Origin of the sequence: Microcoleus sp. LAD1_D5, from assembly GCF_036702115.1 — a bacterium.
Classification (GTDB): domain Bacteria; phylum Cyanobacteriota; class Cyanobacteriia; order Cyanobacteriales; family Microcoleaceae; genus Microcoleus.
The window spans coordinates 58,893-79,631 of sequence record NZ_JAUBSA010000015.1; the positions used below are offsets into that span (position 1 = coordinate 58,893).

10 protein-coding genes are annotated in these 20,739 nt (G+C 46.8%); 5 read left to right on the top strand and 5 right to left on the bottom strand.

Annotated elements, in window-relative coordinates:
- Window positions 1–28: 28 nt before the first annotated feature.
- Window positions 29–5,176 (bottom strand): CHAT domain-containing protein, encoded by a 5,148-nt coding sequence (locus QUA70_RS09595; protein ID WP_333346511.1) that lies wholly within the window; start codon window positions 5,174–5,176, stop codon window positions 29–31.
- Between the two features lie 205 nt (window positions 5,177–5,381).
- Here QUA70_RS09595 and coaE point away from each other — a divergent pair, with 205 nt between their 5' ends.
- Together coaE and patX are read left to right on the top strand one after the other, a co-directional pair.
- On the top strand, window positions 5,382–6,119 hold the full coding sequence (gene coaE, locus QUA70_RS09600) for a dephospho-CoA kinase (protein ID WP_333346508.1): 738 nt from the start codon (window positions 5,382–5,384) through the stop codon (window positions 6,117–6,119).
- Window positions 6,120–7,102: 983 nt separating this feature from the next.
- Window positions 7,103–7,306, top strand: a complete 204-nt coding sequence (patX, locus tag QUA70_RS09605; RefSeq protein WP_333346507.1) for a heterocyst-inhibiting protein PatX — start codon at window positions 7,103–7,105, stop codon at window positions 7,304–7,306.
- Window positions 7,307–7,549: 243 nt separating this feature from the next.
- On the opposite strand, the gene QUA70_RS09610 is transcribed toward patX, so the two are convergent.
- Window positions 7,550–8,956, bottom strand: coding sequence for a TldD/PmbA family protein (locus QUA70_RS09610; protein WP_333346504.1), 1,407 nt, complete (start codon window positions 8,954–8,956; stop codon window positions 7,550–7,552).
- A gap of 268 nt (window positions 8,957–9,224) precedes the next feature.
- Here QUA70_RS09610 and QUA70_RS09615 point away from each other — a divergent pair, with 268 nt between their 5' ends.
- Window positions 9,225–10,841: a HAMP domain-containing sensor histidine kinase gene (locus QUA70_RS09615; RefSeq protein WP_333346502.1), complete on the top strand. Its 1,617-nt coding sequence runs from the start codon at window positions 9,225–9,227 to the stop codon at window positions 10,839–10,841.
- A gap of 65 nt (window positions 10,842–10,906) precedes the next feature.
- Here QUA70_RS09615 and QUA70_RS09620 read toward each other — a convergent pair whose 3' ends face one another.
- The 3 genes from QUA70_RS09620 to QUA70_RS09630 all read right to left on the bottom strand — a co-directional run bounded on the left by QUA70_RS09620 (window position 10,907) and on the right by QUA70_RS09630 (window position 18,430).
- The gene (locus QUA70_RS09620) at window positions 10,907–16,435 is read right to left on the bottom strand and encodes an AAA family ATPase (protein ID WP_333346500.1); all 5,529 of its coding nucleotides are present in this window, start codon (window positions 16,433–16,435) and stop codon (window positions 10,907–10,909) included.
- 155 nt (window positions 16,436–16,590) lie between these two features.
- On the bottom strand, window positions 16,591–18,093 hold the full coding sequence (locus QUA70_RS09625) for a UDP-N-acetylmuramoyl-L-alanyl-D-glutamate--2,6-diaminopimelate ligase (protein WP_333346497.1): 1,503 nt from the start codon (window positions 18,091–18,093) through the stop codon (window positions 16,591–16,593).
- A 37-nt stretch (window positions 18,094–18,130) separates the two neighbouring features.
- The gene (locus QUA70_RS09630; RefSeq protein ID WP_333346568.1) at window positions 18,131–18,430 is read right to left on the bottom strand and encodes a glutaredoxin family protein; all 300 of its coding nucleotides are present in this window, start codon (window positions 18,428–18,430) and stop codon (window positions 18,131–18,133) included.
- A gap of 342 nt (window positions 18,431–18,772) precedes the next feature.
- Here QUA70_RS09630 and QUA70_RS09635 point away from each other — a divergent pair, with 342 nt between their 5' ends.
- On the top strand, window positions 18,773–20,050 hold the full coding sequence (locus QUA70_RS09635; protein WP_333346495.1) for an ATP-dependent DNA ligase: 1,278 nt from the start codon (window positions 18,773–18,775) through the stop codon (window positions 20,048–20,050).
- Window positions 20,051–20,139: 89 nt separating this feature from the next.
- A complete protein-coding gene (locus QUA70_RS09640; RefSeq protein WP_333346492.1) occupies window positions 20,140–20,715 on the top strand; it encodes a Uma2 family endonuclease in 576 nt (191 codons plus the stop codon).
- Window positions 20,716–20,739 lie beyond the last annotated feature (24 nt).

Genomic DNA, 20,739 nt, shown 5'->3' on the forward strand with positions numbered 1-20,739 from the left:
TGGCCGATCGCACCCTCTTCCTTCAGAATTACCACGGCGAACCGATCATTGTAAAAGCGGCCCAATAATAAGGATGCGACAAATTTCGATCGCCCCTAGTGACTAACTCCGACGGTAAAGGCAGAGCTTGATTGTTGCCCGATCGCACCAAATAACCATCTTGCAAGCGCACTTCTCCCCGCAGCATCGCCAATTGCGCTTGCCGCAAAGCCTCAGCCTTAATCGGCGCTGTACGCAACTGCTGGTAAAACTCAGTCATCAGCCCCAAAGTACCGACATCGCTGACATACCACAAACTCGCCAAAGCCGATTTTACCCCCGCGTGCACCGCCAACCCCGCAAACCCCAACTCAGCTTGTTCGTCTCCCACCGCCGTAGTACACGCACTCAAAACCAACAACTCCACCTGCGGGTTAGATAACTTCAACTGATCCAACTGATTCAACTGCAACTTAGTATCCCAAAACTGAATGTAAGAATTTTCCGCCCCCCCAGGCTGAAAATCGCCGTGAGTAGCTAAATGAATAATTTTGTATTGCGGTTGATTGCGCTTCTGCTTCAAATTTGCCAAAGTAAAAGCTTCATTGAGAAAAGACGAACCCGGCCAAATCTTGCCCACAATTGTCGATATTTCCAGCGGCACCGCAGGCAAAGGATTTTGCTCGTACTTGGCAGGAAAATTTGACGCACCCATCGCTAAGACTTCAGAACCTTTAACATCAGCATAGCGAGTATCAGTTAAACTCAAACTGGGAATCAGCCCCAAACTATACTTTTCTACCAAAAACTGCTTGCCGTCGTAAAGAGCCGCCAAAGGCAAAGTTCGCAAACCGGCATCCATCGAAAACACCAAAGTATCAATATTGTTAGCATCCAATTCCGGTTGCAGCGGTGCAATTAACCACTGGTAAAGTTCCTCGGCAGGTTCCTTGTAATCAGCAGCATTCAATCTCCTAGGACTTCTGATAGAATTAGTGAATTGTTTAGCAACTTGCAGCACTGTCTCGCGGCTTGCAGGCACGCTTTTAAAAACATTTTTGCCGTCTGGCAATAACAACACAAGTTCTAAATGTTTCTCTTTCGCCCACACGTAAAGGATGGCGGGTTTAACTCCCGTCAAGCGATTAACGCTGCTGAGAGTATCTCGAATACTTTGCTGCGTGACCGACTTTTGACCGAGATTGCCCCCAAAGTAACGTTCAAATTCCCGGCCCTGAGTTATATCCCTTTGCTGCACTGCGTCGATCGGATTTATTTGCGCGATCGAGTTCGATCGAGAAATCTCAGGAACCCTCACATTCCCCATACTTTCTGCTGTCACCGCACTCGCCGGTTTCTGTGGAGTTGTTGGCACGCTGGCGTTTTCTGTCGCTGCAGGCGTACCAAAATTGCCTTTTAACACCGACGGCGACAGCAGTACCGGGCCTGCAGCAGTCTGGTTAGACTGAGCCTCAACAGGCGCAGCAGCAGGTTCTGGCGAGACATTTGTGGTACTGATCTTTGGCTCCGACACTGGGGGGCCGAGACTCACCTGAGTCACAATTTGTTGAGAATTGTCTGTAGTTTGCAGTTCCACGCTGGTAGTTGGTGCCGGACTCGGCACGATCGCCAGCGGCCCGATCGCAGTTGAGGATGTGGCAGTATTCGACTTCGAGCTTCCCGTCCCAACACTCGCCGCCGTGCAGGTTCCCGACGGGCAAGTGCTTTGCAGCAGCGTCTGTGTACCCGATTGAGCCAGCCCGTCTGTAGAAATGCTGACCTCGGCGCGATCGGCCGCCGTTCCTGTTCCCGCAGGCCGAAACGCTCCCCCAGCTTCGATTGCCACATCGCCGCCGGTATTGCCACGAGCTTTGATCGAAACAACTTCAATATCTTTCTGCCCGGTAATTTGGCTCGAACCGGCACTTCCCGATTGCGAACTCGAGTTGATCACCCCTGTAACGATCCGACCCGGCGCCGCAATCGAAATATCTCCCCCGCTTCTGGCACCAAAAGCATCGATGTTGCCGGTTTCTACCGCACCGGCGCTGCGAATATTGATAGGGCCCGCCACCCCGGAAGTTGAGCGAGATGAAACCGTACCAGCAGTCAACTTGCCTTGACTGCTAGTGATGTTAATCCCCGCAGTCGAGGTAACGTCTCCGACGTTTACAGTACCGCCCATCAGAGAGATCGTGGCCTTATCAGTGCCGACGATCGCACCCGTTCCCACGATCGCGCCTGTACCATTGGGCGATCGAATAGTCGTCGGATCTTGAAATGTCACCGCCACTGGCGTTGAATTTGGCGTTGAATTTGGTGTTCCAGAAGGAATCGAAATCACACCGCTACCGTCAGCGCGCCCGATCGTGATCGAAGCAAACCCATTCCGAAAAGTGTTCAATTCAGCAGCAGTCAAGTTCAGAGCTTCTGTATCGCCAGAACCTTCAATTGTAATATTTTGACTTGGATCAGCCGGTTGCAGCACCAGATTGCCGTTGCTGGCGATCGAATTTTTGTCACCCGTCAAGTCAATTTCGTTGCCCGTCAGGGTAATATCTCCCGGTGTTTTCGAGCCACCAGCTTCGATCGCCCCGGCAGTGACGCCATTGCGCCCCGTCAGCGTCACCTTCCCCGCGCGATCGCCCCTTGTGTCGATCGCCCCGGCAGTCACCGTGCCCTGTGCAGTAACACTAACATCTCCCGCCGAATTGCCTATATCTTCGGAAGGATTGACAGAAGTGTTGATAGTGCGGGCAGTTCCAGTAAGTAGCTGACCAGTTGTGACATTGCCTGCGGTGCTGACGATGCGAACTTCCTGATTGTTGGTAGTGATATTTCCGGTTCTGATATTGCCGTCAGCTTTGAGAGTAATTGAGGCATTGTCGGCCGCTGTCAAAGAATTTGTGGTAGTGATTGTTCCCAAACCCGCTGGCGATTGAATAATTAGTGGATCATAAAATGTGAAATCGTTGGCAATCAGAATTGAACCTATACCGTTGCTGCGCCCGATCGTAATTCCAGCAAACCCATTTTCCAAACTTCCGAGGTCGTTTGCCGTCAGATTCAAATAAATATTAGTGCCGACATCTCCAGAACCGCCGATCGCAATATTTTGACCGGGACTCCAAGGTTGCAGTACCAAAAAGCCAGTACCGCTGACCGAATTTTTGTCACCTTTGAAATTAATTTCATTACCAGTCAAAGTAATGTTTCCCGATCCCCCTGCGAGCGAGCTAACTCCCAGAATATTCTGAGCTGTCACAGTTACATTTCCCGTCGCTTCCGGGCCGCTGGCATCAAGTTTTTGGGCCGTTACGTTCAGCCCTTCGAGCAAAATATTTCCGCTGCTGCCGGTGCTGGGATTCGATGAAGAAATATTGTTTGCAACAGTCGATCCCTGACTAATCAAACTAATATTTCCGCCGTTGCTCGACAAATTGCCCGCAGTAATTTGACTTCCCGAAATGGCGATCGCACCGCCAGCCGTGCTAATTGTATCGGCCGCATTCATCGAAAAAGCACCCGCACCATTGCCATCCGCATCTGATCTAAATGTTACCGAACCAGTAGTTGCTTGAAAGCTCAACTGATTGTCCGCCAAATCAGCAATTGTAATATCATTGAGCGCTTCGAGAACCACATTTGACGTAGCCGACATACTTTCCAAAGCTCTAGCCGAAATAGTCAGCGAAGGCTCAGAATTGTTTTGCTGTTCTGGTGGCGTTCCTGTTGCCAAAATATTATTGTTGGCAATTATTGCCGCATCGCCCGCACCTTCTGCGGAATCTGTAATTACAATATTTTCTGGATCTAACAGCAAAGTCCCCAAACCGTTTGTCCCAGAGGTATCGACAGTACCGTTAAAAATCAATCTTTGCTTGCCCGAAACTTCCACAAACCCGCCAACACCTGCGGTTGCCGTTGCAGAAACACCATTCGCGCTAATGCTGCCCAAAAATGCTGTTGTGTTGTCAGCCCAGACCACAACTCTGCCGCCGTTGCCTGATTCAGTTGCGTTGGCTGCGATCGAACTTTTGCCATCCACGTAAGTCATCCTGGCATTGGGCACAGTTCCCTCGCCTCGGTAATCTCCCCCGATCCGCACCGTTCCGCCGCCGTCGGGGCCCGAAGCCTCAATCTTCGCTCCAAACAGCCCTACCTTGTCGCCCAACACGTTGACGCTTCCTCCGACACCCCCCCTGGCAGACACGTCGGCAGCACCCGCTAGCAGCGCAGTTCCCGCCCCTCCAGGCACTGTTTGCCCGCCTGTGAGTACGACTTCACCTTGAGCGTTCGTAGTTATACCCGTAGCGTTAGCTACGCCGGGGCCCGAAAGCAGCCGAGGTAAACTCAGCGGAGAGAAGGGAACAGCTTCCGAACCCGACACTCCGGCTGCTGGAGAAACTTCTAAACTCAGCAAAAGTCCGTTTTGACTCAACCGCACCAGATTTTCGCCCCGGACAGCCGCCACAGTAATTTGACCGCCTGGGGCTGAAAGTTGCCCTGTACTGATGACCGTACCGCCCAGCAAAGTCAAATTTTGCCCCGTGCCGACAGCCAAGTTACCTGCATTGACAATACTCCCCGGCTGTGGGCCAAAAACAAAAGCATTGGGCATTCCGACTAGGGCTGCGTAGTCGTTCGCCCCAGTACCGTTAAACCAGCCGTTGTCAAAACCGATACCGGTAGCGGTGGTAGCCAAAAAAGACCCGGACACATCGAGTCGGGCATTCGTTCCAAAAATAATCCCTGCAGGATTCATGAGGAACAAGTTAGAATTGCCACCACTAACTTGAATTAAACCGTTAATTAAGGAAGCGTCGCCCCCGACAACGCGGCCGAGGATATTTTTAACGCTTGGGTTGGAGATGAAATTGGCAGTTTCGCCCGAATTCAGATTGAACCGAGTAAAACTGTGGAACAAATTTGCTCCGTCTCTGGAGGTAGTGCCGCCTTGAATGTCGTAGCGAGGAGGCGACCCTGTACCTGGGGCGGTGACAGCGGTTCCGGTGCCGTCTGGGGCTGGAGTAATAGATTGTGCAGCAGCAATTTGAGATTGGGGATAAATTGCCACGAGTACCCATCCGTTGCTGTTTTCTTTGAGGAAAACGAGGTTGGGGAAAAAATCTACTATCAAAAATCCAGCAAGGGGAATTGCTGCCAGAATCGACCGCACAGCACGTTGAGCATTCATAAGTTTGCCTCGGTCTAGACCTTAATTCGAGTTTAAAATTGAGATTTTAGGTAAAAAAGAGTCGATCGCACCCCAATGCTGACACTTCCTAACGCGAACTCTCGATCGCAAATCTTAAATTTTAAGTCTAAATTTGATTGTGTCACCAACATAGCAAAGACTGACAGTAAGTGTCGAAACACAGGAAGTTTAAACAGAGAAAATTATGAGCGATCGAATTGTGCGTCTGATTGGTTTAACTGGGGGCATCGCCACCGGTAAAACCGCTATATCTAATTATCTGAGAGATGCCTGTGGATTTCCGATTTTAGATGCCGATATTTACGCCCGCGAAGCTGTGAACCCCGGTTCGCCAATACTTGACTCTATTGTAAAACGATACGGCGTGGGTATTTTGCTCCCGGACGGCAATTTAAATCGGCCCGAGTTGGGAAGTATTATTTTTTGTAACGCAGACGAGCGGCAGTGGTTGGAACAACAGATTCACCCTTACGTGCGCCGCCGATTTGTTGAGGAAACTCAAACCTGCATTGCAGCAGCGAGTCCGGTATCCCAGGACACACAGAATTTAGGTACAAAGACTCAAAAAACCGGCTTTTTTCACTCTCCTCAAAAGCTAGAACCGAGTATTGTTGAAAAAAAACCCGGTTTCTGCGCCCCGACGGACACGTTGACTTTGGTTTTGGTAGTGCCGCTGCTGTTTGAAGCTAACATGACTGACTTGTGTACCGAAATTTGGGTAGTGTACTGTTCACCCGAAGTGCAGTTAGAACGACTAATGCAGCGAGACGGCTTGAGTTACGATCGAGCTAATGCCCGCATTAACGCCCAGTTACCCCTAGCTCAAAAGTGTCAACAAGCTGATGTTATTTTGGATAACTCGTCAACCATCGACTCGCTATTCCTGCAGGTAGATGTGCAAGTCAGTCGCTTTGAGATTTGAGATTTGATATTTGAGATTGACTCCGCGATAGCGGTTTTAAAACCATGTTTTTTTAATCCCTGCGTGCCAGTTAGTCGATTTGAGACGTGAGATTTGAGATTCAATCCACGATTTTGTGAAGGGGCTTTTTTTCCCCAACCGCTTTCGACTCCTCCTTCGGAGTGGCGCGTAAACGCTCTTGTCACAAAGCAAGATCATAAAAAATCAGAAAAAATAAAAGGTTCACAATTTACAGCATATTCCAGCTTCATGAAGTACAGTAGCAGCTATATTATGTGGTGTTAATCTGTGGGCTGCGTCGCTGCTTCATATTTCATAAAACTTGCAGATAGCCCGTGGGCGGCGCCCCTTACACGGGCGATAGCTTTTATTGTATGTACCACATATACATGGAATAGGCTGTATTTAAAAAGACAATAGCAACCATTTATGAAGTTAATGTGAAAAATTATGCATTGCCCCCTTTAAGGAATTTCATTCACCAATATATTTATATGTAACGTGCTGATGGCGCGCCTGGGTACTCTCCTGTTGTGTCTTTAATCCCCGGGTTGCCGCTTCACCTCAATAAAATATGAAGTTAATCATAAAAGTAGTAAAACTTTACAATTGGGGGTTTTTGTTTCTTTCTTGGAAGAATGTTTCAAAAGGATTCCAGGGGCGATACCCTTTTAGATTTGAGATTTGAGATTTGGGAATAATTTATAACTACCAGGGTGGGGAATACGGGCATAGAAGAGTAGCATTCTTTTTTTTGAACATGGTCTTGAGTTCTGCTGGTTGCCCGCAAGTACCAGAGAACTAGAAATTACCAGCGAACAAGCGAGCTAGATGATGGATTTCACCCGCTTTTAACCAAAAATAAAAAAAATTGCAGGTGCCCTCACTTACTAATTGATGACTTCGCCACAATTATTTTTTTTATCCTGATAGCAGAGTACAGACTGCGTATCAAGAAGGGGAAAATACAAACACCAAAATTTATGATGCGCGTTTACTCTTCCATCCTGATGTCAAGCCTGTTACTGAGTGGTACCGCAGTTAACGCTCAAAGCTTAGAAACTCGATCGACCTTTTTTGCTCAAGACAACCCTACTCCAGAAATTTTAACCACTCTAGCTAGCACTCCGACCTTTGACGCAGATAACGGTAAAGATGAGCCGCCACCACGAGGCACCGGGAGATAAAGCCGAAAAAAGCGATAATTGCAGGGAATTAGGGGTAGAATGGGAGAATTAAAAATTGGGAGAAGAAGAGAAAAATTAAAGCGGCTCAAGGCATAATTGTTCGCTATTGCGGTTTTTTGGCCAAGCGTCCTCAAAATATCAGACACAACCAACGGGCGGGAAATGTTGCACTCAAAAAATAAAGAAAGGTAAAGCGCGAGTAGGAATCTTACGCTTTACCTTTTTTTTTCAACTTTTGCAGCTTTAACTTTCTTCCGCAGCTTCGCCACCAACAACGACATCGCGAATCCGCAAACTCGGCCCGCCGCAGCCCACGGGCAAACCACTTTGTCCTGCCTTGCCGCAGCCGCCGGATTCATCCCAGTAGAAATCGTCGCCGATCGCCTCAATATCAGCTAAAGTGCTGAAAACATTACCCGAAAGAGTAACATCCCGCACCGGATTGTCTAGTTTTCCGTCGCGGATCATCCAAGCTTCGCCGGCACTGAAAGTAAACATTTCGCCGTTAGTCATGCCGCCTTGCCAATTGCGCGCATAAACTCCTTCTTTGATACCAGAAAATAAGTCAGCGACTGGCGTGTCACCGCGTTCGATCCAAGTATTCGTCATGCGGACGATCGGCGGATAATGATAATTCAAACAGCGAGCATTGCCAGTAGGCGTTTCTCCCAACTTGCCCGCCGTTTCCCGCGAGTGCAGTCGCCCGACTAAAGCGCCGTCTTTAATTAACTGAGTAGTAGTCGCGGGAGTACCTTCGTCATCGTAGAAATAGCTGCCCCGGTGTCCCTCTGGCGATGCACCATCGAAAATTTGCAAGTTTTTGGGGCCGAACTGGCGGCCGAGGGTCATAATTTCCAAAATGTCGGGATTTTCGTAGGCCATGTCGGCTTCGGAAAGGTGTCCGAAGGCTTCGTGGACGAATAATCCGGTCAAAATCGGGTCGATGACGACGGTGTAGGTGTTGCCTTGGACGGGGGGTAAGGCTAGGGAATCTACGGCTCTCTGGGCGGCGCTGCGAACTTGAACATCGAGATCGGTTAAGTCTTCGTAAGCTTTGCGGGAACCAGTGGTTTCGCGGCCGGTTTGTACGGTTTCCCCGCTGCGGGCTGTGGCGGCAAAGCGCATTTCCATGTCTGCCCAACCTTGTTCGAGCATGGTGCCTTCGGAGGTGGCGAGGATGATGCGCTGGGTGCTGTCGCCGTAGCGCACGGAGATTGTGGCGATGCGCGGGTCAATGCTGCGGAGAATGGCCGCGTAGCGATCGCACAATTGCTTTTTGTCAATTAGGGGAACCAGACGGGGGTCTGTTCCTGTCAGCGGCAGCAAGCAAATGTCTTGTACTGGGGTGACAGGCGCGAGGATCGTTTCTTCTTCGCCGATCAGTTTTGCCGCGGCGATGGCTTCTTCAATTCTTTCGGCGAGGGTGGAAAGTCGGTTAAAACTGGCAAAGCCCCAGCCGCCTTTGTGGCAAGCTCTGACTTGGCCGCCAATTGAGACTCCTTCGCTGAGGGTTTCAATTTTTTCGCCCCGCAGCAGGATGTCGGTGCCTTCGGCTTCTTCCAGTCGAATTGCCAGATAATCGACTTGGTGGCGGTAGCGTGCCATTAAGTCTGACAGCAGATTTTTCGAGTCGGCGATCGAGGTGGGCATAAGGAAAGCACGGTGTTTAACTTACTTCATTTTGCACTTTTGTCAGGGCGATCGTCCAAAATATCGCCCCAAGCGCGGAGATTGCGACTTATTGGTACGGTTCTGCCAATATCGTTAGTTGACAAATGTGGATATCCTGTGAGTTAGGAGGAAGGCGCAAGAAATTATGCGGGATTTTTCGATCGTGCTGGTGCTTGACTCCTAACTCCTGAACTTTCCTATACATAAATACTTCACCCTTCATGCCTCCGAAGGTGGGTTTATAACTGTGAATACTTACTTTTTACCGACAATAAGCGAAATTTTAGCCTCCGAAGGCCAAGAAAATGACCTCAGTCTCTTTGATGCTAAGTTGGCGGGAGAAAACAACCGTCATCGGTGTCCTGCAAGCCGTGGGGCTTCTCGGCTGAAAGCTGAACACGAATGGTACGGGGCGATCGCAGCTTTGAATCAAATGCTCGATCGGCAAAAAGCAGGACAAAAAACAGATGTCGATATAGCAAATTGTCGATCGACAATCCCCCATTCCTGTCAGGGATTGGTGTTGTCGGGCCCGTCTTCGGTTTTGACTCACCCCGCTTTGGCCAACGGCTTTGCCAATTGGATTTTTACCAGTATTCCTGACAACGATGCAGCTTTGTGGTCTTTTCGGGCTAGACAAACTTTAGCTTTAATGCCGGCGGCTGATGTGCAAACATCAGTGCCTGCAGCGGCCCCGGCTTTGGCTTTGACAAGTGGCGATCCCTTAGCCAACGAGCAGTTTTGTTTGGTTTTAACTGTTAGTTTTAGCCTGGTGATGGTTTTGGGTGAAAATTCTGCGGGAATTCCGGCTTTTCTATTTTCTTTCGATCCGCAAGTAGTGGCGAAAGCGTGGGAAGTTTTGCGGCGCCGGGTGACTGAAAGCGACAGTTTGCTTGCCAATTCTGACGCCAGCTTCAATTTACCAGTTAGCCAATTAACTAATAATTCTACTAAATTAGATGCGCTGTTCGAGCAGTTTTTGCCTGGGGAGCCAAATTATCAAACAGTGATGCAGTTCAGCCGCTTGCTGTTGCATAATTTGCCTTTGGGTAAAGATGAAGCAGGCAGGATGAAGGATGAAAGAATTGATGATGGTTTGAACCCGATGCCTCAAAAGTTATCGGCTACAGATATCAACTGTAAATCTCCAATTCCTCTGGCTACTAAAGAGGTGGAATTGCTACAGGCGATCGCCCACGAAGTCCGCACTCCTTTGGCTACCATTCGCACGCTGACTCGGCTGCTGCTGAAGCGCCCCAAGCTCGATGCGGTAGTGATCAAGCGTTTGGAAATGATTGATGCTGAGTGTACCGCTCAGATCGATCGCTTCGGTTTAATTTTCCGCGCCGTGGAATTGGAAATGTCGCAAGCTAAAAATTCTGGCGTGCAGCTAACAGCAATGTCCCTGGGGGAAGTGCTGCAAAATAGCATTCCCCGCTGGCAAAAACAGGCGAGTGTTCGCAACCACACTTTGGAAGTTATTGTGCCGAAAAAATTGCCTGCGGTTGTCAGCGATCCGACGATGTTGGATCAGGTTTTAACTAATTTGATTGAGAATTTTACTCGAACTTTGCCCTCGGGGAGTCGCATTCAGGTGGAGGTGACATTGGCGGGTGATCAGTTAAAGTTACAGTTGGAATCGGAACACCTACCTGAAGCTAATGGCGCATCGACTTTTGCAGCTAAGGCGAATGGTCCTTTGCGATCGATCGGGCCTTTGTTGATGGTGCAGCCGGAGACGGGAAGTTTGAGTTTAAACTTGAGCGTGACTAAGAATTTATTTCGGGCTGCTGGCGGGAAGTTGGTAATTCGCCAGCGGCCCCAAAAGGGTGAGGTGATGACGGTATTTTTGCCGCTGCAATAGTGATTAGTGATTAGTGATTAGTGATTAGTGATTAGTGATTAGTGATTAGTCATTAGTCATTAGTTTTAATCTATTAAAATCTCAATGACAAATTCCGTTCCTTCTCCCGGTGTAGAAAAACAACTCAGTTTGCCGCCGTGTTTTTCTTCTACAATTTGACGTGCGATCGCCAGTCCTAACCCAGTTCCTTTGCCCACATCTTTAGTGGTAAATAGATGGTCGAAGATACGATTTTTCACGTCTTCTGACATTCCTTTTCCATTATCGGCGATGGAAATTTTTACCTTTTCACTTTCTAGTTTTGTCCGAATAGTGATGTGATTGGGATGGGCTTGAATTTCCGCAAAAGTCCGTCCTTGATTCGATTCTTCTAAGGCATCGATCGCATTCGCCAGCAGATTCATAAATACTTGGTTTAATTGTCCCAAATAACATTTGACTTTGGGAATCTTGCCGTAATTTTTAATGATTTGAATTTCAGGATGCTTTTCGCTAGCTTTCAGGCGATGGCGTAAAATCATCAAAGTGCTATTGAGTCCTTCATGGATATTGGCCTCAACTTTATTGGCGGTATCGGCGCGAGAGAAAGTGCGGAGGGAGGTGCTGATGTTTTTGATGCGCTCGCATCCTATTTTCATGGAACTCAACATTTTGGGTAAATCTTCTACTAGATAATCTAAATCTATTTCCTCTGCTTTCTTAATCAATTCTGCTTCGGATGGAGGAAACTTTTCTTGATAGAGGCGCAAATAATCAATTAAATCTTGGACTCCAGCATTAGCTTCATTAAGGTTGCCGGCAATAAAACCAACGGGGTTGTTGATTTCATGGGCAACCCCTGCCACGAGATTACCTAATGCTGACATCTTTTCACTTTGGATCATTTGCATCTGAGTTTGCTGAAGTTCATTCAAAGTCTGCTGCACTTGGTGATAGAGGCGGGCATTCTCTAGAGCGATCGCCGCTTGACTAGAAAGAAAATTCAGCACTAGGAGGCGATCGCGACTAAACACCCCACTGGTTATCCGATTTTCTAGATACAAAATGCCGACCAAATTCCCCTGATTTAGAATTGGCAAACCCAGCAAACTCTCTGGGTGGTGGTGGTCTAAATAATCGTCCATCACAGGCAGATCAGTTTTGGCGTGATCAATGACAACTGCTGCTAGGGTGTTTTTGACATACTGGATTAATTTAACAGGAACGGTGGGATTATTCTCTAGGGGTTCCCTTTGCAGGCTAATGTGTTCCCTGGTAGCCATCGCCCGCACTTGCCATTCTTGATCTTGGCAGAGCATTAGTGCACAGCGATCGGCTCCAGAGTTTTGTAACATGGTTTGGGTGACAATTTGCAGCAACTCATCCAGGTCGATCGTGCTGGAGATCATTTGGGAGATTTGCAGCAGGGTCGTAAAATCTAGAGCATGGTTGATCGAGGTGCTTGAGGTAGTGGGGTGGGTACTCGAATGAATTGAGTAGGTGGGATTGGTGAGGGTGGATAGGGTTTCTAAAATAGTGACGGGTTGGGCGGACTGTTGTAAGATGGGGCGCAGCAGATCGGGATAACGTTTTTCTAAGTCATCGGTTTTGGCTTTTGCTCCCCAGCGAGCGTAACAATAATAGGCTTCCTGCATATAGCCTGCAGCGACTTTTTCTTTGCCCCAGCCGAGGTAGAATTTAGCGGCGAGTTCGTGGGCGAGGGCTTCTTCGTTGAGGAATTGGTTTTCTTTAGCGAGTTGAATGGCGCGATCGTAAAACTCAGCAGCCTGCCATTTTTCTTGAGCAACACGAGCCATCTCCGCCTCTAAAAGCAGAAATTTGGACAGACAGTTTTCAGGACAGTTGTCTGCCCACCTTTTAAGTTGTTGCCGATTATTCTGAACAACTTCTTGATAATCTTTTGGGTGTTTTTCCGGTGCTTCCCCATAAAGTTGCAAGATAGTCAAAGAATGATAAAAACAATGCAGAACCCGTTGAAATTGTCCATAAAGTGTATTAGAAAACTCTGCCGCCGCTACTAACATTTCATAAGCTTTAGTATACTCACCATAGGTAAAAAACAAAAATGCTTTAGCGAAATAGTAAGTGCTACTGCCATAGCCATAGCCAATTTCATTGAATGTTGCTAGCGCCGACTCTTCATCAAATGTTTCAGAGCTAAGGCTATACTTCCCTATCGTTAGCCCTTGCAAATTCTCTAGCAGTTTGCACTGAAGAATTAGGGCAAATGCTGTCGTAATCTCCGTCCGTTCCGCAAAGCTGATGTACTTTTCATGTCGAGCCAGCAAACTGTGAATATCGCTTGAGACGATCGCCTGCTGCCAGAAACTGAACAGAGCACTGTGATGACACCAAGAAAAATCCCCTACCTCCATTGCCCCCTGATAAGCAGCTTGTTGCAGAACAAGATTGGAACTGACGTGCTTGCGCCAATGGTTGATAAAGTTGCCGAAGGACATATAAATTTTGCCATTGAGGGTGGTGTTATGAAATTTTTCATTCACCTTCAACCCTAAAAGTCCAAACTCATAGCCCAATTCATAGTCTTGAAAGCGTTGGCAGAGAATTGTTCCATACCAAACATAAACAAAACCCGCCACATTTGTATTCCCGTATTGCAAACAGAGATTGGTCATGTGTAAAACAACCAACACTAACAACTCCTGATTAGTTAGGTAAGTGGGCGGTACCATGTTCATTAGCAGTTTGATCAGCATCTGGCGTTCTTCATCGACAATGAGGGGTGCGTCGATTAGTCCTGCAACTGGGCGCTGATTTAAGGTTTTTTTAACTTCCCGATCCATCCCTTCTAACTCTGCTTCATTTGGCATAATCGCCAGTTCTAAACCTAACAGTTTCAGCCCTTCTATTCCTACCTGAATCGCCTTTTGATACAGGGCCTTATTTTGATAATGAGTTAGCTGAATTGCAATAACTTTAGCTCGGTCAAAAATATATTTGGCAGAAGTAAATGCGATCTCTGTCAACTTTTCAGCTTCCTCAAAATTTCCTGCCAAAAATTCAGCCTCAAGGCTTTCTAAATATATTGTAAATGTTAATTTATATGCAGATTCCCATTTATTGCTGGGTAGGAAGCTTAAACCGAAAGCGAGATATTTGGTCGCCGATTCATAAGCCGTTGATAGTTTGGCTCTCTGCCCTGCAAAGAGGCTAATTTTAGCAAGCTTTGTTCGTTCTTCTTGCTGCGTTATTAGCTCCGAGCCAATGATAAAATGATTAATAATATCAAACACTTCTTCTCCTCTTTCAACTTCTGAGAAATTCGGAAGAAGTAACTGTCCAATTTTGAGATGAGTTGCTTGCTTTTGGTCATCAGGAATTAATGAATAAGCAGCTTGCTGAACCCGATCGTGGAGAAACTTGTAGTGAGGTAATTGAGCGGCTGTTGTTGGCAAGGCGGGGCTGGTTGTCCGCTCTTCTTTTCCTAGATAAAACTTGTAAATTTCACTGGTTGGTAAGATGAATCCTTCTTGCAATGATTTCCATAAATCCGCAGCAGTTTCTTCCGGTGACTTCTCGCTGACTACCGCCAATGTATTCAAATCAAAGTGCGCTCCTATGCACGCAGCCAACTTCAGCACATCCTGAGTTTCTGGCGGCAACTTCTGCAATTGCACCGCCATAAACTCCACTACATCATCGGTGATAGTTAGGGCTTTGACTTTGGCAATATCGCACTGCCACCCCTCTGTTACCCCTTTCTGCCCCCCGTTAGTAAGGGGGGATGAAAGGGGGGTGGGGTTAAACGCAATCAGCCCATCTTCCTGTAGCGCCCTGAGAAATTGCGTGGCAAAAAATGGATTGCCTTTGGTTTTTTGATAAACTAACTCGGTTAATGGCTGAGCAAGAAGGATCTCGCACGAGAGCGTATCTGCTATCAAATCGTTAATATCGACTTGACTCAGAGGTTCCAAGGTAATAGCATTTACCGTTACTTGGGATTTTTCCATCTCTGCTACTGCCAACATAAATGGATGAGCCGGAGATACTTCGTTATCTCGATATGCCCCAATTACCAGCAAATTCTGACTATCTTTTTCACTCATCAACACTTGCAAAAGCTTCAGGGATGCTGAATCTGACCATTGCAAATCATCCAAAAAAATCACTAAGGGATGTTCTTTGGTAGCAAAGACAGAGATAAATTTTTGAAACAGTAAATTGAAACGATTTTCGGCGGCACTTCCCGAAAGTTCAGAGACAGGCTGTTGTTTGCCAATAATTCGTTCCAACTCAGGAATTACTTCTACAATAACTTGACCATTTTCGCCAAGGGCCTTGATAATTTTCCTTTGCCATTGTTTGAGCTGAGCGTCGCTTTCTGAGAGTAATTGATCCATTAAATCTCGGAAGGCTTGCACAAAAGCACTAAAGGGAATGTTACGTTGAAATTGGTCGTATTTGCCTTTGATAAAATAACCGCGTTGGCGAACTATGGGTTTGTGAATTTCGTTAACTACAGCGGTTTTCCCAATGCCGGAAAATCCGGCAACTAGCATCATTTCGCTGCGGGACAAGTTCGAGTCACGCCAGTCCTCTTTAATCAAGGCGAGGTCTTCTTTTACATCATTTATATCGGTTCCAGGCTCTTCTGGAGAACGAGATTTAGAGGGGTTTGCTACTCGATCGAATGCTGCTAATAATGCAGCGACTTCGGTTGCTCTGCCGTAGAGTTTTTCGGGTATGATAAAGCGATCGCAAAAATCCCGCCGCCCAATGGTAAAACTCTCTATTTTACCTGTATTATTGAGTTGCTGCCAACAGTTTTCTAAATCGGCTTTCAGCCCTAATGCACTCTGATAGCGAGATTCGGCATTTTTGGCCATCAATTTGCTGACAATTTCCGAGAGGACAAGGGGTATTTCTGGATTAATTTCACGTACAGATGGCGGGTGCTGGGCAATATGACAGTGGATCAATTCCATCGGATCGCTGGATTGAAATGGCAATTTTCCTGTCAGCAATTCGTAAAAAGTTACACCTAATGAATAAAAATCTGTGCGGTAGTCAAGGCCGCGATTCATCCTTCCTGTTTGTTCGGGAGATAAGTAGCTGAGTGTTCCTTCGACCACGTTGGGACTCATCAGCATTTGAGTTTCTCGCGGCAGCAAAGATGCAATACTAAAGTCAATGAGTTTGATTTGTTTAGTCTCAGGATTAATCAGAATGTTAGCTGGTTTAATGTCTTTGTGAACGATGCGGTGGCGGTAAAGTATATCTAATGTATTGCTTAGGTCGATCGCAATTTGGAAAAAATCCACCAGAGATTGCACCGTTTTTCCTTTCCCCGTCCATTCCTTCAGAGAAATTCCCCCGAAGTCTTCCACAATCAGCGCATAGCCGTTCCGGTAGGATTCCAAGCTGTAGGTTTCGATGATTCCGGGCAAATTCAGGTTTTTGGCGATCGTGTATTGATTGCGAAAATGCAAGAGTTCGCTGAAGCTGGGATACTCATTCCGCAAGACTTTGATGGCGACCGGTTTTTGGTCGCAGAGGCGAGTTCCGCGATAAACTAGGGTGCGAGTGCCTGAGTAAATGCAAGCGAGAATTTGATAGTCAGTTAGTTCTATCATAGCAATAATTATTTTGCTGTTAAAATATTTTGTATTACTATTATAATCTAGTGCAAATCAGATTCTAGCTTCGTATCAATACTTAAAAATACAATAAATTTTACAGCCAGCGAACAGCTAACAGTTAACTGTTAACAGTTAACTGTTAACCGAATCTAGTTAACTGAATTTATTCTGGCTTTCAAGGCATCTCGCGCTTGTTCTCGATCGTCAAAATGGACTTTTTCGGTGCCCAAAATCTGATAATCTTCGTGTCCCTTTCCTGCAATTAGCACGCCATCTCCCGGTTTAGCGTCCATAATAGCACTGCGAATTGCAGCGGCTCGATCGCACATCACGATCGGCTTTACTGCGGCGGGAATTCCTGCTAAAACATCCTCCAAAATGCGATCGGGATTTTCCGTGCGCGGATTGTCGGAAGTAACAACAGTTAAATCGGCTAATTCTGCAACGATTTTACCCATGATCGGGCGCTTAGTGCGATCGCGATCGCCGCCGCAGCCAAACACGCAAATCATCTGACCCGGAATAAACGGCCGCGACGCTTTCAACAAGTTCTCCAAGCTGTCTGGAGTGTGCGCGTAATCGACAATGACGCTAATATCTTGGTCGGGACTAATTTGCACCCGTTCCATCCGTCCCGGAACTCCCGAAAACTGAGATAATTTCTCCACAATTGCGGACAAATCTAAACCCAATTCTAAAACAGCACCGACAGCAGCCAACATATTTGATAAATTGAACTGACCGACTAAAGGCAAAGAAAAAGCAGTTTCACCCTTGGGAGTGTGCAGCATTCCTTTAACTCCATTAGGCTGATATTCTAAATCATCAGCATACAAATCTGCCGTTTTCAGAACAGTGCTGTAACTCCAAATTCGGTCAGACTTTAAACTTTCAACTATCCGCTGCCCGTAGGGGTCATCAATATTAATTACAGCGCGATTCTTGAGGTAATCCGACCCAAACAAAAGCGATTTTGCCTCAAAATAATCTTCCATATCGCGATGATAATCGAGATGATCTTGAGTCAAGTTTGTAAAGACAGCAACTTCAAAACTACAGCCCAAAACTCGCTGCTGCGCTAAAGCGTGGGAACTGACTTCCATCACGCCGTGTTTGCATCCGGCTGCTACAGCTTCTGCCAGTTGTTTTTGGAGGTCAACCGCAAAAGGTGTGGTGTAAAGTGCAGTTTGTTGAAAGCCCGGCCAGCGAGTGTAAAGCGTACCGAAAATCGCCGTCGGCAACTGCATTTCATTGAGCAAAAATTCGATTAAATGAGTTGTTGTAGTTTTGCCGTTCGTACCCGTAACGCCGACAAGTTTTAATTTGCTAGCTGGATTGCCGTAAAAAGCAGTTGCTATTTGGCCGCAAACTTGAGCCATATCCGCTGCTGCGATGACGCAACTACCCCCGTCTTCGGAAGGTGTTTTCTCGGCTGCTTGGGTGGAAATTACGGCGGCAATTGCACCGCTGGCGATCGCACTTTGCCAAAAATCTCCCCCATCAACCCGAGTTCCCGGCATTCCCAAAAATAAATCCCCCGCCTGACAAGCGTGGGAATTAGTAGATAAACCCTTGACTTCGGCATCGAGGGCGGGATGTTTGGCGTCAAAGGAAATGCTGGGAACTGCTGCTAATAATTCTCTCAATTTCATCTGAAAAACTCCTCACTTGGATGTGTTGAATCTATTCTTACTCATCTATTTGCAAATATTTCTGTAACATTTGTTCCAATTGGACAATTGTGCAGCGGGGAGAAGGACGGGGCAAAAGTTCTTCCGGGGACAATGCAGCATCGCTAGCAGAATTTATTGGCTGAGGCTGCACTTTAAACAAAACTGGAACTTCGTACTGATAAGCTTGAAACCAGTCGTCGCGTTCAGTAATATCTCGGACTTCGAGTTGAAACTTCAGGCTTTCAATCTGTTCGAGTTTTTCTTGCAACCCTTCGCACAAGTGGCATCCGGGTTTGCTGTACAAAATCAATCGCATCATAAGAGTACAATTAGACTCGATCTTAAATTCTCGAAAGTGCGATCGCAAGTTGACGAACCCAACGCGAGTAAGACGCAACTCACGGCTTTATTGGTTGCAATGCGCGATCGAAGTTATCTTAGCATTGGCGGCGAACAGATTACCGCGCTTGACCATCAACACACTACAACCCCATCCCTCTCTTTCTCTGTCCCCTCTGCGTCTCTGCGGTTAAAAAATAAATCTAGTCCACCAATGAAAGAGTTAAATTTATTCACATCACCTAATTGTCAACTTAAATTTGACTAATAAATCAATGTTTAGTATAGTATATAAATAGCCCTACACAAAGGAGGCAGTATGGACTGCACCGAATACGCAGAAGCAAAGCGAAAAGCAGCTAAAAAAATTAGCGCCGACATTCGAGAACGCTGGAACAATCGCATTGTTCAGCGGGAATTGCACTTGATGGGTGAAGCGGGGGCCGTGCAGTATTTATCTGATTATGGGCGCGGCATCGGTACGGCAAAAGTTATCGGTTTTGCACTGTGTGCGGAGTCGGAAGGATACCCCGAAATGGCGATCGGATTTTGGAAAAGAGCCTTTGAATTGGAAACCGGAGAAAAGCCGATCACCCTCAATGCTCCAAACAATTCTACCACCGATCTCGCTCCTGATAAACAATCAACTTCCGCCCCAAAAATAGAAACTGCCAACAATCCTATTGTGGCAGAATTGCCGCCGCACTTGCAGCCGGGAAGGATTGTGACAATGCAGCCAGTTGACGCGCCGAGCGATCGTTCTTATTATATCGAAAATCCCGATTATTGGGGACAACCAAAGCGCGACGGCAATCGAGTCGTTGTTATCGCGACGCCAGATAAAGTATACTACCAATCGCGATCGACTAACCTGCGACAGCAGCCATCGGTTGAAATTGAACAAGCATTAATCGACACAGCCGCTAAAATGGGCATCTTTGTTTTAGACGGCGAACTATATTACAAAAGCTGTACCGGCAGCGAACACCGCACGGGGGCGCAAGCTGCTACAGTTAATATTGAAAGCGGTTTTCCGACAATCCAGCCCAGCGCAATTTATGCCATTTTTAAAAGTTTGTTTTTCAAAGGCAATGACCTAACAATGGTGGCAGAAGCCGAACGAATTGAAGTGGGATTTGAAGTTGGCAAAATGCTGGCGAATTTATCCCTAGCCTTTGAAATTGTACCGACATTTCGCACTACCGCCGAAAAAATAGTCCTGGCAAATCAGCAGGAATCTGAAAATAGAGAAGGCGAAGTTTGGGTGTTGCACAACTGCCGCTATGTCGGTGGCAAAGATGTCAAGAAATATCCGATGGTGAGGACTAAATACTGCCTGGAATTCGACCTGTTTATTGTCGGATTGACGGCGACAAAAGTAGCGGGGCGGCCCTTTAGCGCCGTGAAAGTGGCGCAAGAAATGGATGGCAAATTAGTGCCAGTAGGAACAGTGGGAACGGGTTTTAGCGCCGGGGAAATGCTGGAAATTGCCCGACTCTACGAGGCTAACCCTAAAAGTGTCAAAATTAAAGTGCGATCGCAGGGTTTGACAGAAAGTGGCAAACTGTGGCACGCACGGTTTCTGGAGTTTTGTTAAATTTGTAGGGAAACGGCACTGCCGTTTCCTTCCCCAAATATGCGAGTTCCAACACATAGTATCAGATAAAATCAGCGGAGTAAAAATCAATGGTTATTAGCAAAAACAATTTCTACATTTCTCCAGAAGAGTACCTAGAAGGTGAGCGGGTAAGCCCGATCAAACACGAATACAGACGCGGACACGTTTATGCAATGACAGGGGCAAAAAAGCCTCACATTATTATTGGTAGTAATTTAGTTCGGCTGCTGGGAAATCATCTTCTTAATACGCCATGCTTAGTTTTATCATCAGATATAAAAGTCCGACTGGAAGAGGCAAATTGCTATTACTATCCTGATGTAGCGGTGACTTGCGACGAAAGGGATAGCTCAACTACTGAAGATTTCATTTTATATCCATCTTTAGTAGTTGAGGTATTGTCGCCCTCAACGGCAGCTTTCGACAGGGGCGATAAATTTGCCGATCACCAAACTTCTCCGAGTTTGCAAGAATACGTACTCATCACTCAATCTGAGATTAAAATTGAGTGTTTTCGGCTCAATGAGTCAGGAAATTGGGTTTCTCAAACTTACGGACAAGGAGATAGAGTAGAATTTGTTAGTGCGAATTTTAGTTGTGCAATTAGCGAAATTTATCAAAAAGTCCCCGGCCTCATATTGTGATGTATGAAAAAAAAACTTTCTTTG

What these genes read in the sequence shown, in the direction of transcription:
- QUA70_RS09635 (WP_333346495.1), top strand. Translation starts at nt 18,773, where the DNA reads ATGGACTGCACCGAATACGCAGAAGCAAAGCGAAAAGCAGCTAAAAAA.
- QUA70_RS09620 (WP_333346500.1), bottom strand. Translation starts at nt 16,435, where the DNA reads ATGATAGAACTAACTGACTATCAAATTCTCGCTTGCATTTACTCAGGC.
- QUA70_RS09630 (WP_333346568.1), bottom strand. Translation starts at nt 18,430, where the DNA reads ATGCGATTGATTTTGTACAGCAAACCCGGATGCCACTTGTGCGAAGGG.
- QUA70_RS09595 (WP_333346511.1), bottom strand. Translation starts at nt 5,176, where the DNA reads ATGAATGCTCAACGTGCTGTGCGGTCGATTCTGGCAGCAATTCCCCTT.
- QUA70_RS09610 (WP_333346504.1), bottom strand. Translation starts at nt 8,956, where the DNA reads ATGCCCACCTCGATCGCCGACTCGAAAAATCTGCTGTCAGACTTAATG.
- QUA70_RS09640 (WP_333346492.1), top strand. Translation starts at nt 20,140, where the DNA reads ATGGTTATTAGCAAAAACAATTTCTACATTTCTCCAGAAGAGTACCTA.
- patX (WP_333346507.1), top strand. Translation starts at nt 7,103, where the DNA reads ATGATGCGCGTTTACTCTTCCATCCTGATGTCAAGCCTGTTACTGAGT.
- coaE (WP_333346508.1), top strand. Translation starts at nt 5,382, where the DNA reads ATGAGCGATCGAATTGTGCGTCTGATTGGTTTAACTGGGGGCATCGCC.
- QUA70_RS09625 (WP_333346497.1), bottom strand. Translation starts at nt 18,093, where the DNA reads ATGAAATTGAGAGAATTATTAGCAGCAGTTCCCAGCATTTCCTTTGAC.